Source organism: Pseudomonas sp. Fl5BN2, assembly GCF_009908205.1.
In the GTDB taxonomy this organism is placed as follows: domain Bacteria; phylum Pseudomonadota; class Gammaproteobacteria; order Pseudomonadales; family Pseudomonadaceae; genus Aquipseudomonas.
On the sequence record NZ_JAAARL010000011.1, the window covers coordinates 178,950 to 193,604 of the forward strand.

Consider the following 14,655-nt stretch of genomic DNA (forward strand, 5'->3'; position numbering starts at 1 on the left):
CGTTACTGCGGGAGGGTTGGTCCATGGAGGGCTGCCACACCTGGAAATGAGAGTGATTATTAATAAGCAATTTCCAGGGCCCGGCAATCGGCAGGACATTCGTTTGCGCGGCTTTTTCTTTTGATTGCGCGGCGCAGGCCCGGCAGGCCGGCTGCAAAAGCTAAAGGATAATCATTCTTAATTACATGAAGGCAATTTCCTGCTAGCGTATGCCCTCGTTTTCAGGTTCACAGGGAGTTCGCCATGCTCAGCCCCAACGCTGCGCCGCAGCCTGTCAGAAGGGATTCCACCCTGCACTTCCCCAACCCGCAGAACGCCGGCGCGGCGGCCGTGGTGCCGGAAATCACCTTGTCCACCGGCACCGTGCTGATGGACAGCCAGATGTGGATGCAGGAACCGCTCTGGCAAGGCCTGAAAATCATCCTGGTGCTCAGCGGCCAGCTCAATTGCCGGGTCGAGGGCCAGCGTGAAGTGGAGATTCGCGGGCCAACCCTGTGCGCCGTGGCCAACCAGGGCGAGCACTGCGGCGACCACCTGTTCGCCAGTGGCGTGCCGGTGCGCTACACCACGGTGCAGCTGGACTTCCCCTCGATCCGCAAGGTCGGCCTGGAGCCCGAGCGCCTGCTGGACCAACGTGGTGGCGGACCGATGCTGTTCTGCCAGCCGGCGAGCAAGCCGCTGCTGGCCCTGGCCCAGCAGATTTTCACCTGCCCGCTGCAAGGCCCCACCCGCTCCTTCTACCTCGGGGGCAAAGCCCTGGAGCTCACCGCCCTGGGGGTCGAGGGGATTCTTGCCCAAGCCGAATCCCGGCCGCTGCAAGAGCCCCCCTACAACTCGGCGGACATCGAGCGCATCCACGCGGCCCGCGACCTGCTGCTCAATTCACTGCAAGCCTCGCCGTCGCTGTCCGAACTGTCGCGCCAGGTCGGCCTCAACCCGCGCAAGCTCACCGCAGGCTTTCGCCAGGTATTCGGCACCAGCGTCTATGCCTACCTGCAGGAACAGCGCCTGGGCGAGGCCTATCGCCTGCTGGCCAGCGGCGAGACCAATGTCTCCAGCGCGGCCTATCGGGTCGGCTACAGCCCGGCGCACTTCTCCACGGCCTTTCGCAAACGCTTCGGGGTCTCGCCCAAGAGCCTGCGCTGAGTCCTGCGCCCACTGAACCGGGCGCCCTTCCCCCGCCGTACCGCAAACGAAAGAAATGGTCGCTGCAGCCAAAGTTTTAGCCCGCAACCCACCCTCTCAAATGAGATAAGTTTGCATTCTCATTTAATCCCCATCATGGAGTGGAAGCATGGGCACCAGCGTTGCGCACCGAAATACCTCAGGTTGGCCAGTCGATTGCGTGGTCCCACGTCCGGCACTGCGCCACAGCCCGCTGGCCGGCCTGATCCACGGCCTGGCCCTGGGCTTGTCGTTGACCCAGGCGGGCGCTGCACTGGCCGCCGGTGCCGGGCACGACCCGGAACAGCCACTGACCCTGGACACCAGCGTGATCAGCACCACGCAGCCGGACTCCGCCACCGGCCAGCAAAGCGGCTACGTGGCCAAGCGCAGCCTCAGCGGGACCAAGACCGATGCCACCCTGAGCGAAATTCCCCAATCGATTTCCGTGGTCACCCGCGACCAGATGGACGCCCAGCAGGTGCAATCGGTCAGCGAGGCCTTGCGCTACACCGCCGGGGTCCAGGCCAACACCACCGCCGCCAGCCAGCGCTTCGATACGATCTCGATTCGCGGTTTCGACGTCACCACCGGCATGCTCCGCGATGGCCTCAAGGGCAACACCGCCCAGGCCTGGCCCAAGGTCGAAGCCTATGGCCTGGAACGCATCGACGTGCTCAAGGGCCCGGCCTCGGTGCTGTTCGGCCAGAACTCCCCCGGCGGCGTGGTCAACCAGATCAGCAAGCGCCCGCTGGACCAGCCCTACCACGAAGTGCAGATCCAGGGCGGCAGCTTCGACCGCGCCCAGGGCCAGTTCGACTTCAGCGGCCCGCTGGACGACCAGGGGCAGTTTCTCTACCGCCTGGTGGGCCTGGAGCGCGACAGCGGCACCCAGTTCGACCACATCAAGGACGACAAGCAATACGTTGCGCCGTCCTTCACCTGGAAACCCAACGACGACACCAGCCTGACCGTCCTGGCCGACTACACCCAGGACTCCTTCGGTGCCCCGCGCGTCTTCCTGCCGGCCCGTGGCACCTTGCTGTCCAACCCCAATGGCAAGGTCAAGCACAATGTCTTCCTCGACGAACCGGGGCTGGACAATGACCGTACCCAGTACTCCCTGGGCTACCTGCTGGAGCATCGCTTCAATGATGTCTGGAGCCTCAACTCCAGCGCCCGCTATGGCCATGTCAACCTGCTGACCAACACCGCCAGCGGCATGTCCCTGGCCCCGGACCTGCGCACCCTGAACCGCGCCGCCTATCGCTTTCGCATCGTTGGCGACACCTACTCCCTGGACAACAACGCCCAGGCCCGCTGGAACCTGGGCAGCACGCAGATGGTCTCGCTGATGGGGGTGGACTACCGCCGCACCCGCGAGGACTACTACCTGCGCGGTGGCGCCGCAGAGCCCATCGACATCTACAACCCGGTGCACGGCGGCGTGTTCAATCCCAGCACGCCCTATACCAACACCGTGCAGCGCGCTGACCAGGTCGGGGTCTATGCCCAGCAGCAGTTCACTTTCGACGAACACTGGGTACTCACCGTCGGCGGCCGCCAGGACCGCTCCAGCGCCCGGACCCAGGACCGCATCAACGACAAGGGCAGCAAGCAGGACGACGAAAAGTTCACCTACCGCACCGGCCTGGTGTACCTGGCGGACAACGGCCTGGCGCCCTACATCAGCTACTCCACCTCGTTCGACCCGGTGCTGGGCACCAACTTCTACGGCACGCCGTACAAGCCCACCAGCGCCAAGCAGTCGGAGGTGGGGGTCAAGTACCAGCCACCGGGCATCGACAGCTACATCACCCTGTCGCTGTTCGACCTGACCCAGGAAAACGTTCTCACCACCGACCCGGCCCAACGCCTGAACAAGATCCAGACCGGCGCAATCAACGTGCGCGGCATCGAGCTCGAAGGCAAGGCCAGCCTGGCACGGGGCCTGGACCTGCTGGCGGCGCTGACCTACAACGACGCCGAGGTGAGCAAGAGCAACAACCCGTTGGAGAAAGGCAATCGCCCCACCGACACCCCGGAAAAAATGGCCTCGCTGTGGGCCGACTACACCTTGCCCGAAGGCCCCCTGGGCGGTCTCGGCTTTGGCGCCGGGGTGCGCTACATCGGCGCCACCGAAGCCGATGCCGCCAACACCCAGAGCGTGCCCTCCTACACCCTGCTGGACGCGGCGGTGCACTACGACTTCGACAAGCTGATCCCGGCGGCCAAGGGCCTGCGCCTGGCGGTGAACGCCACCAACCTCACCGACAAGCACTATTACGAAGGCTGTTCCCTGACCAGTTGCAGTGCAGGTTATGACCGCAGCGTCATCGCCAGCCTGCGCTACCGCTGGTAGGCCGCCGATGCTGCGCATGCGTGAAGTCTGGCTTCGGGTCCACCGCTGGCTGGCCCTGGGCCTGGGGTTGTTCCTGGCGCTCTTGGGCCTCAGTGGTTCACTGCTGGAGCTCAAGGGGCCGATCCTGCGCTGGGAGGTGGGCGCAGCGATGCTGCAACTGGCCCCCGGCGAACACGGCGCGGCCCTGGAGCAGAGTGCCTGGATCAGCGCCGCCGCCAGTGCCTACCCGCAGTTGCACAAAGTCTTCGGCGCGGCGCCACCACGCCAGGGCTTTCTCGAATCGGACAACGTGATCGTGTTCGGTGCCCTCAAGGACCGCCCCGGCACCGGCATCGCCATGATCGACCCCTACAGCGCCGCGCCCCGGGGCTTCTTCGTCTTCGAGGAGCTGTGGCTGGCCAAGCTGGTGGCGCTGCATCGCAGCCTGCTGCTGCCGCCGGCCTGGGGTTCGAACCTGGTGCTGCTGTGCGGCCTGGTGTTGCTGGGCTCCCTGGGCAGCGGCCTGTACCTGTGGTGGCCGGGCCGGCGCAGTTGGTGGAAGGCCGCCAGCCTGCGCCGCGGCAGCCAGGGCAACCGGCGCCTGCGGGAATGGCACAACGTCGCGGCGGCCTGGCTGTGCCTGCCGTTGCTGCTGATCGCCGGCAGTGGCGTCTGGCTGGCCCGCCCCGAGCTGTTCACCGGGCTCGGCGCCCAGCCAATGGTGCTCAAACCGCTGTTCTCCGCCGCTCACGGCCACTTGCTGCTGGGCACGCCCGGCGCGTGGCTGGCTTTTCTCTGCGGCATTTCGTTACCCCTGCTGTACATCACCGGCCTGCTGTTGTGGTGGCGCAAGCGCGTCACCCGCCGGGCCGTTCAATCGTTCAAGGAAACCGCCCATGACACACCGTGATTTCTTGCGCCGCGCCCAGCGCGGGCTCCTGCTCGGCCTGCTGCCCCTGAGCCTGCTCTGGGCCGCGACGGCCAGCGCCGCGACCCTCACCGACCTGGCCGGACGCCAGGTCCAGGTGCCGGACAAGGTCGAGCACATCCTGCTGGGTGAAGGCCGGATGATCTATTCCCTGTCGCTGCTCGAAGGCAAGAATCCCTTTACCCGCCTCGCCGGCTGGCAGGGCGACTTTCGCGGCCTCGACGTGCAGGGTTACAGCGCCTTTCACAAGGCCTTCCCCGAAGCGGAACAAGTACCGCTGGTAGGCGGCACGTCCGCCGAGACCTTCAGCGTCGAGAAAGCCCTGGCGGTGCACCCGGACCTGGCGATCATGGCCCTGAGCGGTGGCCATGGCCCGAGTCCGGACAGCGAGGCGGTCAAGCAACTGGAGGCCGCCGGCGTGGCGGTGATCTTCGTCGATTTCAGCGACCACCCCCTGAGCAACACCGTGCCCAGCATGCGCCTGCTGGGCCAGGCCCTGGGCCGTGAACAGCGGGCCGAAGAGTTCATCGCCTTCTACCAGCAGTCCCTGGCCCGGGTCACCCAGACGTTGGCCAAGGCCGGCAAGGTCCAGCAGCCAACGATCTTCATCGACATGCTCGCCGGGCTGCAGGACTGCTGTGGCTCGCCCGGCACCGGCAACTTTGGCGAGATGATCAAGCTGGCCGGCGGCCACAACATCGCCGACGGGCGCATCCCCGGGCCCATCGGCAGCCTCAACGTCGAGTACATCCTGTCCAGCAACCCGGATGTGTACGTGGCCACCGGAGTCTTCGCTGCCGGCCAGGGCGGCGTGACCCTGGGCTATTCGGCGACCCCGCAACAGGCCCGGGACAGCCTGCGCCAGGCCGCACAGCGCCCGCCACTGAACGAACTGCGGGCGGTGCGCGAAGGCAATGTGCATGGCCTGTGGCACATCTTCTATGACTCGCCGGAACACCTGATCGCGGTCCAGGCCCTGGCCAAGTGGCTGCACCCGGAGCTGTTCAAGGACCTGGACCCGGACCAGACCCGCCGCGAGCTGTACCAGCGCTTCATGCCGATTCCTGCCAGCGGCGTGTTCGCCACGAGCCTGAAACCATGACCCAGGCGGCCACTGACGTGGAGCGCAGCGTCGCCTCGCAGCACTACCACCGGCGCCATGGACGGCGGGTGCTGCTGTTGTCCGGGCTGGCCCTGGCCCTGCTATTGTCCCTGGCGCTGGACATCACCACCGGGCCCTCCGGGATGAGCCTGTCGCGCCTGTTGCAGGTGCTCTGGGATCCGGCGTCGATGCCCCGGGTCGAGGCGGTGATCGTGTGGAACGTGCGCCTGCCCTACGCGCTGATGGCGGTGCTGGTGGGCGCCGCCCTGGCCCTGGCCGGGGCCGAGATGCAGACCGTGCTCGACAACCCCCTGGCCAGCCCCTTCACCCTGGGCGTGTCAGCGGCCGCGGCGTTCGGCGCGGCCCTGGCCATCGTCCTCGGCCTGGGCATTCCCGGGGTGCCGGCGCAGTACCTGATCTCGGCCAACGCCTTCCTCTTTGCCCTGGCCTCGGTGGCCCTGCTGTACCTGCTGGCACGCTGGCGCGGCTTCGGCGTCGAGAGCCTGGTGCTGTTCGGCATTGCCCTGGTGTTCGCCTTCAACGCCCTGGTGGCGTTGCTGCAATTTGTCGCCAGCCAGGACAGCCTGCAACAACTGGTGTTCTGGACCCTGGGCAGCCTGGCCCGGGCCTCCTGGGAAAAACTGGCGATCCTGGCCCTGGCGCTGCTGCTGTGCCTGCCCTTCTCCCTGCGCCAGAGCTGGGCCCTGACCGCCCTGACCCTGGGCGAGGAACGGGCCCGCAGCTTCGGCATCGACGTCGGCCGCTTGCGCTTGCTGTCGCTGCTGCGCATCAGCCTGCTGTCGGCGCTGGCGGTGTCGTTTGTCGGCACCATCGGTTTTATCGGCCTGATCGCCCCGCACATCGCCCGGCTGTTGGTGGGCGAGGATCACCGCCTGTTCCTGCCGGCCAGTGTGCTCAGCGGCGGGCTGATCCTGTCCATGGCTTCCATTGCCAGCAAGGCGCTGATTCCCGGGGTGCTGGTGCCGGTGGGGATCGTCACCGCGCTGGTGGGCATTCCGTTCTTCATGGCCATTGTCCTGCGCAACCGCCGAGGTGCCTTGTGAGCTTTGCAACTTCATCCTCCCCGCAGCTCTCGACTTCGGGACGCGCTGTTTCAGGGCTCAGCACTGCCAACCTGAGCATGCATTACGGCAACCGCCAGGTACTCGACCGAGTCGACTTGCCGCCGCTGAACGCCGGCACCGTGACCGCGCTGATCGGTCCCAATGCCGCGGGCAAGTCGACCCTGCTGCGGGGCATCGCCGGCCTGCACAAGACCTCTGGCCAGGTGCTGCTGGACGGCGTCGAACTCAATCGCCTGCCCCAGGTCGAGCGCGCGCAGCGCATCGTCTACCTGCCGCAGAGCCTGCCGGAGCGCACCCGGCTGTGCGCCTTCGAAGCGGTGCTCAGCGCCGCCATGGCCGGGCATCGCGGCGCCGGGTTTGCCCCCGGGCGCCCGAGCCCGGCGGTCCTCGACAACGTCGAACAGGTGCTCGCCGACCTCGACCTGACATCCCTGGCCGACCGCCCGATCGACGCCCTTTCCGGCGGCCAGCGGCAACTGGTGGGGCTGGCCCAGGCCCTGGTGCGCCAGCCCAAGGTCCTGCTGCTGGACGAACCCACCAGCGCCCTGGACCTGTATCACCAGTGCCAAGTGGTGGAGGCCATTACCCGGGCCACCCAGGAGCGCCAGTTGATCACCCTGGTGGTGGTCCACGACATCAACCTGGCCCTGGGTTTCAGCCAGCAGGTGGTGGTTCTGCACCACGGGCGCCTGGCCGCCGCCGGACCGGCCCTGGAGGTGATCAACGAACATCTGCTGCGCGACGTCTATGGTGTTGACGGCAGCCTGGAACAGGTGCGCGGTCGACCGCTGGTGATGGTCGATGGCCGCCTGCCCCTTCACTCAGCCCTGGGATAAACCATGACCAACGCTCAACAGTTGCCCCTCGATACCCTGGAAACGCCCCAGGCCAGCCCGGCCTTCGACCTGCGTCCACTGCTGGTGGCCAACCTGGCCTGCACCATGGCGATGATGGCCTTTGTCTCGCTGATCGGCCCGATTGCGCGGACTCTCGGCCTGGCCACCTGGCAGGCCGGGATGGCGGTGACCGTCTCCGGGGTGATCTGGATGCTCCTGGCCCGGCCCTGGGGCCGGGCCAGCGACCGCCTTGGCCGGCGGCGGATCCTGCTGCTGGGCACCGGCGGCTTCACCCTGGCGTTTCTCGCCCTCAGTGTGTTCATCGACCTGTCGCTGCAGGCCCTGCCCTCGGCGCTGCTGGCGTTCGCCGGGCTGCTGCTGGGCCGTGGCCTGATCGGGGTGTTCTACGCGGCGATTCCAGTGGGCGGCTACGCCCTGATCGCCGACAACATCGAGCCCGAGCACCGCGCCCGGGCCATGGCCTCACTGGGGGCAGCCAACGCCTGTGCCCTGGTCCTGGGCCCGGCAATTGCCGCGCTGCTGGCCCGCCATAGCCTGAGCCTGCCGTTCTATGTGCTGGCGGTATTGCCACTGCTGGGCTTGCTGTACCTGCGGGCCCGGCTGCCGCGCCAGGAACTGCACCTCAAGCAACCGCCGAAACCGGTGAGCCTGGGCGATCCGCGCCTGCGCCGGCCGTTGGTGGTGGCGTTCGTCTCGATGCTCTGCGTGGCCATGGCGCAGATCACCGTGGGCTTCTTCGCCCTCGACCGCCTGGGCATGGGCCCGGCCGAGGCGGCGCAGACCGCCGGAATCGCCCTGACCCTGGTGGGCGTGGCGCTGATCGCCTCGCAACTGCTGGTACGCAAGCTGGAATGGCCGCCGCTGCGAATGATCCGCTTCGGCGCGCTGGTGGCCGCCGTGGGTTTTGTTGCGAGCATCCTCGCGGCGCATGCCTGGGTACTGTGGCTGGGCTTCTTCGTGGTGGCGGCCGGCATGGGCTGGATCTTCCCGTCCTTCGCCGCCCTGGCCACCAATTCGGTGGACGCCGCCGAACAAGGCGCGACCGCCGGTTCCATCGGTGCGGCGCAAGGCTTGGGGGTGGTGGTCGGGCCGCTGGCCGGGACCTTGATCTATGCCGTGGAACCGCGCCTGCCCTACCTGCTGGCAGCGGCGGTATTGCTGCTGGTGGCCTGCTGGCCGGAGCGCCGCAAGCCGCTGCTCACTCAGTAGAAAGCACAACACCGGCCCGCGGCCAGGGCTCGCGCCGTTGCCACGCAACGAGCGCCTCAGTCGGTCGCGGGAGCGCGCGCCATGCGCCAAATCGACCAGCCATAGAGCAGCAAGGCAACCGTGGCCAGTGCACCACCGGCCACGCCGACATAGGCGAAACCGATCTGCCCGCCGACCCAACTGCCCAGCAGCGCACCGCCACCGATGCCGATGTTGTAGATCCCGGAGAACATCGCCATCGCCACGTCGGTGGCGTCCGGCGCCAGGGTCAGCACCTTGGACTGCAAGGCCAGGCCGAACCCCATGATCGCCATGCCCCAGACCACACTCAGCAGCACCAGCGACCAGACGTGGCCATTCAACGGCAGCAGCAGACTCAGGCACAGCGCCAGCAACCCCACCGCCGTCAGCAGAAAGCCTTGTGGGCTGTGGCGGTGCACCCAGCTGAACAGCAGCGAACCGATGATCCCGGCGCCACCGAACACCAGCAGGATCAAGGTCACCACGTCGCCGCCAAGGCCGGCGGCGACCTTGATAAAGGGCTCGATGTAGCTGTAGGCAGTGAACTGGGCGGTCACCACCAGCGCCGTCAACAGATAGATCGCCACCAGCGCCGGGCGCTTGAACAGCAACGGCAGGCTGCGCAGGGAACCGGAGTTCTGGCTGGGCAATAACGGCAAGGTGCGGATCAGCCACAGCACCAGCAGCCCGGCCATGCCGGCGATCACACTGAAGGTGGTGCGCCAGCCCAGGGCCTCGCCCAACAGGCGCCCGAGGGGAATCCCCAGCACCATCGCCAGCGAGGTGCCGGTGGCCAGCAGCCCGAGGGCCTGCACCTGTTTGCCCGGCGGCGCCAGGCGCACCGCCAGCGACGCGGTGATGGACCAGAACAGCGCATGGGCCAGGGCCACGCCGATGCGGCTGAGCATCAGCAGGCCGAAGCTGCTGGCCAGGCTGGAAAGGATGTGGCTGACGATGAACAGGCCAAACAGCACCGTGAGCAAGGTGCGCCGCTCGATGTTACGGGTCAGCAGCATCACCGGCAGCGAGGTCAGGGACACGATCCAGGCGTAGATGGTCAGCATCAGCCCAACCTGCTCGGTGGGCAGGTCGAAGCTGGCGCCGATGGCGCTGAGCAGCCCCACCGGCACGAACTCGGTGGTGTTGAAGACAAAGGCCGCCAGCGCCAATGCGATGACCGGCTGCCAGTTGCCTTGAGGTGTCGCCTCGGTATTGCTCATGTGAGGGTCGTCTTACTCTTGCGATGAAGGAACAGGTCCAGGACCCGACAGAAAATGCACAACTTGGGCCAGGACCGCCGACCGCTTGCCAGAACCGGCGGTCGCCTCCAACAGCGGCGTACCACGCACCATCCGCAGCTTGCGCTACAGCGGCTCACGACCCGCGCACGGCCCTCAAGTTTTCCGGGCCGCGGCGTCGAACACACTCATGGCCAATGCCACGCCATTGAGCAGGCGCGCCTGGGTCACTCCGTCCCGGGCCTGAACCGACAGGCCATGAAGCACCGTAGAGTAATAATCGCCCAGGGAAGTTGCATCGGTATCGGGCGCAAGTTCGCCCGCCTGCACCGCGGCTGCCAAGCGCTGGATGATGCTCGCGGTACGCGCACGGCGATGTTCGGCCAGCCACTCACGCACAGTGTCGTTGTCACTGGAACAATTCACCGCGGAAGACACCACCATGCAGCCCCATGGACGATCGGCACGGGTGTAGAGCGTCACCGCGTCCTTGAGCATCCGTTCGATGGCGGTCCGGGCACAGGCCTCATGCAAGGCCAGGTCGGCGAATCCGCCTTCATCGGCCTCGTAGAGTTCCACGGCCTCGCGAAACAGCGCTTCCTTGGAACCGAAGGCTGCGTAGATCCGCGCCGAGGCAATCCCCAGGGCGGCCACCAGGTCGGCCATGGAGGTGGTTTCAAAACCACGGGCCCAGAACAGCTCAAGTGCCTGGCGCAACGCCTGGTTGCGATCGAATTCGCGGGGTCTTCCAGCCATGGGGGTCAGGGATCTCGTCAGGAAAAAGGAGGCGATCGGTGAAGCTCGCTCTGCCGCTCGGCAAGCTGCACCGCGACGAAATGATATTAGATTTCAGCCGGCCCCGGCCATTTTCCGTGTCCCGGGGCCGTCTACCTCCGGGGTTTTAGTCGATCCCTTGTTGCAGAAATGGCAGCAGGTGCGCGAGAAACTCCTCGGGCGCCTCCTCCATGATGAAGTGACCGCAGTCCGCGACGATGGCACCACGCAAGTCAGTGGCATGGCCTTGCAAGGTCAGCAGCGGGGCATCGTTGGTCGCATGCTCGGCACCAATGGCCAGCACCGGCATCAACAGTGGCCGCAGTGCACGCAACTGGTTCTGGCGCACGGTCTCGGGGATCGCCCGGTAGTAGGCAAACCCCGCGCGCAAGCCGCCCGGCGCGGCATAGGCCTCGATGTAGACCTCGGCGGCCACCGCTTCGCGGCGGTGCGACCAGTGATCGAAGATGTAGTTCAGGTAGGCCTTTTCGCGCCCGGTAATCAGCGCCTCCGGCAGATCGCGCAACTGGTTGAACATGAAGTGCCAGAGAAAGATGTTCTGTTCCGGGGCGACGAAAATTTCCGGGGCCGCCGCCAGCCCCGGGATCACTGCCTCGGTGAGGGCCAGCCGCGTCACCGCTTGCGGGCGGTCACTGGCCAGGGCGTAGGCGATCCACATGCCGACGTCATGGCCAACCACGGCGTACTCGCTGAACCCCAACTGTTCCATCACCTGGTGCAGCACCTCGGCCACCTGGCCGGTGTCATAGCCGTGTTCCGGCCGGTCCGATTGCCCGGTGCCCGGCGGGTCCACGGCGATTGCCTGAAAACCTTGCGCGGCCAGGGCCTGGATCACCTGCCGCCAGGCGTACCAGGTTTGCGGCCAGCCGGGAATCAGGAGCACCGGCCGGCCCGTGCCGGCGCTGACACAGTGGATGCGCTGGCCGTCGATGCGCACATAGCGATGGGTCAGGCCCGTGGCCTCGGCCAGGGTGTTGTCGGTAAAAGCATTCATGGTGTGGTTCTCGAGTGGAGGGTTCAGGCGATGCCGAGCATGGCGTTGATCTGCTGACGGTCGATGGGGGCACCGGCGAAGTCGTCGAAGATCCGTTCGGTGACCTGGATCATGTGGCGGTTGATGAACTCGACGCCTTCGCGGGCGCCGTCTTCCTGGTTCTTCAGGCAGCACTCCCATTCCAGGGTCGCCCAGCCTGGGTAGTCGTACTGCGCCAGCTTGGAAAAGATGGCCTTGAAATCCACCTGGCCATCGCCCAGGGAACGGAAGCGCCCGGCCCGTTCAGTCCAGGCGCTGTAGCCGCCATAGATGCCCTGGCGGCCCGTGGGATTGAACTCGGCATCCTTGACGTGAAACATGCGGATGCGCGGGTGGTAGATGTCCAGGTAGCTGAGGTAGTCCAGTTGCTGCAGCACGAAGTGGCTGGGGTCAAAGAGGATGTTGCAGCGCGGATGGTGGTCCACCAGTTCCAGGAAACGCTCGAAGCTGGTGCCGTCGTGCAGGTCTTCGCTGGGATGGATTTCGTAGCACAGGTTCACCCCTTGCTCGTCGCAGGTGTCGAGGATCGGGCGCCAGCGCCGTGCCAGCTCGGCGAACGCGGTCTCGATCAGGCCCTCAGGACGCTGGGGAAAGGGAAACAGGTAAGGCCAGGCCAGGGATCCGGAGAAGGTCCCCATGTCCTCCAGCCCCAGGCGGCGCGAGGCCTTGGCGGCCAGGTGCATCCGTTCCATGGCCCAGGCGGTGCGCGCCTGGGGATTGCCTCGTAGCGCCTCGGGGGCGAAGTTGTCGCACATTGCGTCATAGGCCGGATGCACCGCCACCAACTGGCCGAAGATGTGGCTGGTCAGTTCGCTGATCACCAGACCCTTCTCGGCCAGCAGGCCCTTGAGGTCATCACAGTAGTCCTGGCTCTCGGCCGCCGTGGCGACGTCGAACAGCCGCTCATCCCAGGCGGGAATCTGCAGTGCCTTGAAACCCAGGTCGGCGGCCCACTGGGCAATGGCCGGCAAGCTGTCGAACGGCGCCGTCGCGGCGCTGAATTGTGCGAGGTGCAGGCTGGGGCCCTTGAGGGTTTTCATTGAGTTGCTCTCTATTCTTTGTCGGTCGACAAAGAATAGGGAATCACTGCTGTTGCGTCAATCCGTGGTGTGCAGAAAACCAGGATCTGGCGACACCGCTATCACGGCCGGCTGTACACCTCGCGCCCGGCAAAATACGTCTTCAGCACCTGGGTAGCGGCCAACTGCTCCTGAGGCACCTCAAACACATCGCGGTCCAGCACGATCAGGTCCGCCTGCTTGCCCACAGCCAGGGAACCAATCTGTCGCTCCAGGCCGATGGCTTGCGCGGCATTGCGGGTGTAGGCGTAGAACAGGGTCTCGCGGTCGATGCCTTCGTCCTGGTTCAGTACGCCCTTTGGGCCTTTGCGGCTGATGGCCTGGGCAATCGCTTTCCACGGCTCGGGGGTGCTCACCGGCCAATCGCTGGCCCCGGCAATGGTCGCGCCGTTCTTCAACAGCGAACGCGCCGGATACATGAACTGGAACTGCATGGCGCTGATATAGGGCTTGAGCAGATCGATACTCAATTCGTCGGCCGATGCCCAGTACAGTTGCATCGAGGCAATCACGTTCAGCGGTTTGAAGCGGGCGAACTCCTTGGGGTTGACCATCTGTAGGTGAGTGATGGAATGCGCCACGCCACTCTGGCGGTCGCGGCGCGCCTGCGCGATGCCGTTCAGCGCCTCGCGCACCGCGCGGTCGCCAATGGCGTGCACGTGTACCAGCCAGCCACGGGCATCGGCGGCGCTGACCAGCTCGCCGAAATGCGCCGGGTCGATCAGCAACTCGCCGCCCTTCTGCGAGTTTTTATAAGGTGTGAGCAGCGCGGCGGTCTGCGCTGGAAACTCGGCCACGCCGTCGGCGAAGATCTTGATCCCCGGCAGGCTCAGGTTTTCGACCCCGAGGAACTGCTGGCGCACCTGCTCCAGCACTTCAAGGTCCGCCGGGCGGCTCTTGGGGTTGGCGACCATCAGCGCCGCGACTCGCAGGTCCAGTTCGCCTTGCTCCGCTAGCGCCTTGTACACCGGCAACACGCCGACGGTCTGCGCCGTCGGCTGCATGGCAAACACCGTATCGCTGGGCAAGGCGTTGGCCGCCGGGTCCATCAGCGCGGTGATGCCCAGGCTGTGGTTGAGATCGCGGGCGGCGCGACCGGCGTCCAGCAACTGGGCGAAGGTCGGTGCCGGCAATTGCGCGGTCAGCGCCGACAGCCCGGCATCGGCGACAAAACCGTTGGGCGTGCCGTCGGGGTGATGACCGATCGTAGCCACGGCCTCGCCCTGCAGCGCCTTGACCCGCGCCGCGTCGATGCCTGCACGCTTGAGCATGGCGCGGTTGGCCCAACCGGTGTGGTAGTCCCAGCCGACGAAGAGGATCGCGGTGTCCGCCCATTCGCCCTGATTGAAGCGCTGCTCCAGTTCATCGACCTGGCTCCAGTAGGTCGAGGGAAAACCGCCGACGCTCAAGGCATCGCCGTGGCGCGCCTTACCGTCATCGCGCCAGCCGCGCAGGCGCTGCTCCAGATCGTCCAGGGGCAACTGCTGGCTGTCCAGATCCGCCGCCTTGAGCTTGAGGCCGCCGAAGATCGCATGGCTGTGGCTGTCGATGAATCCCGGCATCAGCACCTTGCCCTGCAAGTCGATGACCCGGGTGCCGGCGACCTGCAGCGCCAGCACCTGGGCATCACTGCCGACCTTGACGATCCGTCCCTGTTCCACCGCCAGCGCCTGCTGCAGCGGCTGGCCCTGTTCGGCGGTGAATACCTTGCCGTTGTGCAGCAGCAAATCCACTGCCGCCTGGCTTTGCATCGATGCCAAAGCCAGCGCCGAGGCCAGCGTGATCGTCAGAGCGTTGTTCATT

12 protein-coding genes are annotated in these 14,655 nt (G+C 66.2%); 7 read left to right on the forward strand and 5 right to left on the reverse strand.

Annotated elements, in window-relative coordinates; genetic code table 11:
- Window positions 1-243: 243 nt before the first annotated feature.
- The 7 genes from GV819_RS17360 (at window position 244) to GV819_RS17390 (ending at window position 8,686) form a co-directional block, all read left to right on the forward strand.
- Complete coding sequence (locus tag GV819_RS17360) at window positions 244-1,146, forward strand: AraC family transcriptional regulator (RefSeq protein WP_161757273.1); 903 nt, start codon at window positions 244-246, stop codon at window positions 1,144-1,146.
- Window positions 1,147-1,294: 148 nt separating this feature from the next.
- Window positions 1,295-3,526, forward strand: a complete 2,232-nt coding sequence (locus GV819_RS17365) for a TonB-dependent siderophore receptor (RefSeq protein WP_161757274.1) — start codon at window positions 1,295-1,297, stop codon at window positions 3,524-3,526.
- Between the two features lie 7 nt (window positions 3,527-3,533).
- The gene (locus tag GV819_RS17370; RefSeq protein WP_161757275.1) at window positions 3,534-4,415 is read left to right on the forward strand and encodes a PepSY domain-containing protein; all 882 of its coding nucleotides are present in this window, start codon (window positions 3,534-3,536) and stop codon (window positions 4,413-4,415) included.
- Window positions 4,402-5,535: an ABC transporter substrate-binding protein gene (locus GV819_RS17375; RefSeq protein ID WP_161757276.1), complete on the forward strand. Its 1,134-nt coding sequence runs from the start codon at window positions 4,402-4,404 to the stop codon at window positions 5,533-5,535. Before GV819_RS17370 ends, GV819_RS17375 begins: the two co-directional genes overlap by 14 nt.
- A complete protein-coding gene (locus GV819_RS17380; protein ID WP_161757277.1) occupies window positions 5,532-6,599 on the forward strand; it encodes a FecCD family ABC transporter permease in 1,068 nt (355 codons plus the stop codon). The genes GV819_RS17375 and GV819_RS17380 overlap by 4 nt, the downstream gene beginning before the upstream one ends.
- Window positions 6,596-7,456 (forward strand): ABC transporter ATP-binding protein, encoded by an 861-nt coding sequence (locus tag GV819_RS17385; RefSeq protein WP_161757278.1) that lies wholly within the window; start codon window positions 6,596-6,598, stop codon window positions 7,454-7,456. Before GV819_RS17380 ends, GV819_RS17385 begins: the two co-directional genes overlap by 4 nt.
- A 3-nt stretch (window positions 7,457-7,459) precedes the next feature.
- A complete protein-coding gene (locus GV819_RS17390) occupies window positions 7,460-8,686 on the forward strand; it encodes an MFS transporter (protein WP_161757279.1) in 1,227 nt (408 codons plus the stop codon).
- 56 nt (window positions 8,687-8,742) lie between these two features.
- On the opposite strand, the gene GV819_RS17395 is transcribed toward GV819_RS17390, so the two are convergent.
- The 5 genes from GV819_RS17395 to GV819_RS17415 form a co-directional block, all read right to left on the reverse strand.
- Window positions 8,743-9,927, reverse strand: coding sequence for a sugar transporter (locus GV819_RS17395; protein ID WP_161757280.1), 1,185 nt, complete (start codon window positions 9,925-9,927; stop codon window positions 8,743-8,745).
- A 174-nt stretch (window positions 9,928-10,101) separates the two neighbouring features.
- Complete coding sequence (locus tag GV819_RS17400) at window positions 10,102-10,701, reverse strand: TetR/AcrR family transcriptional regulator (RefSeq protein WP_161757281.1); 600 nt, start codon at window positions 10,699-10,701, stop codon at window positions 10,102-10,104.
- 145 nt (window positions 10,702-10,846) lie between these two features.
- Window positions 10,847-11,734, reverse strand: coding sequence for an alpha/beta fold hydrolase (locus GV819_RS17405; RefSeq protein WP_161757282.1), 888 nt, complete (start codon window positions 11,732-11,734; stop codon window positions 10,847-10,849).
- A gap of 23 nt (window positions 11,735-11,757) precedes the next feature.
- On the reverse strand, window positions 11,758-12,813 hold the full coding sequence (locus tag GV819_RS17410) for a sugar phosphate isomerase/epimerase family protein (RefSeq protein ID WP_161757283.1): 1,056 nt from the start codon (window positions 12,811-12,813) through the stop codon (window positions 11,758-11,760).
- A 101-nt stretch (window positions 12,814-12,914) separates the two neighbouring features.
- On the reverse strand, window positions 12,915-14,654 hold the full coding sequence (locus GV819_RS17415; protein ID WP_161757284.1) for an amidohydrolase: 1,740 nt from the start codon (window positions 14,652-14,654) through the stop codon (window positions 12,915-12,917).
- Window position 14,655: the final 1 nt, after the last annotated feature.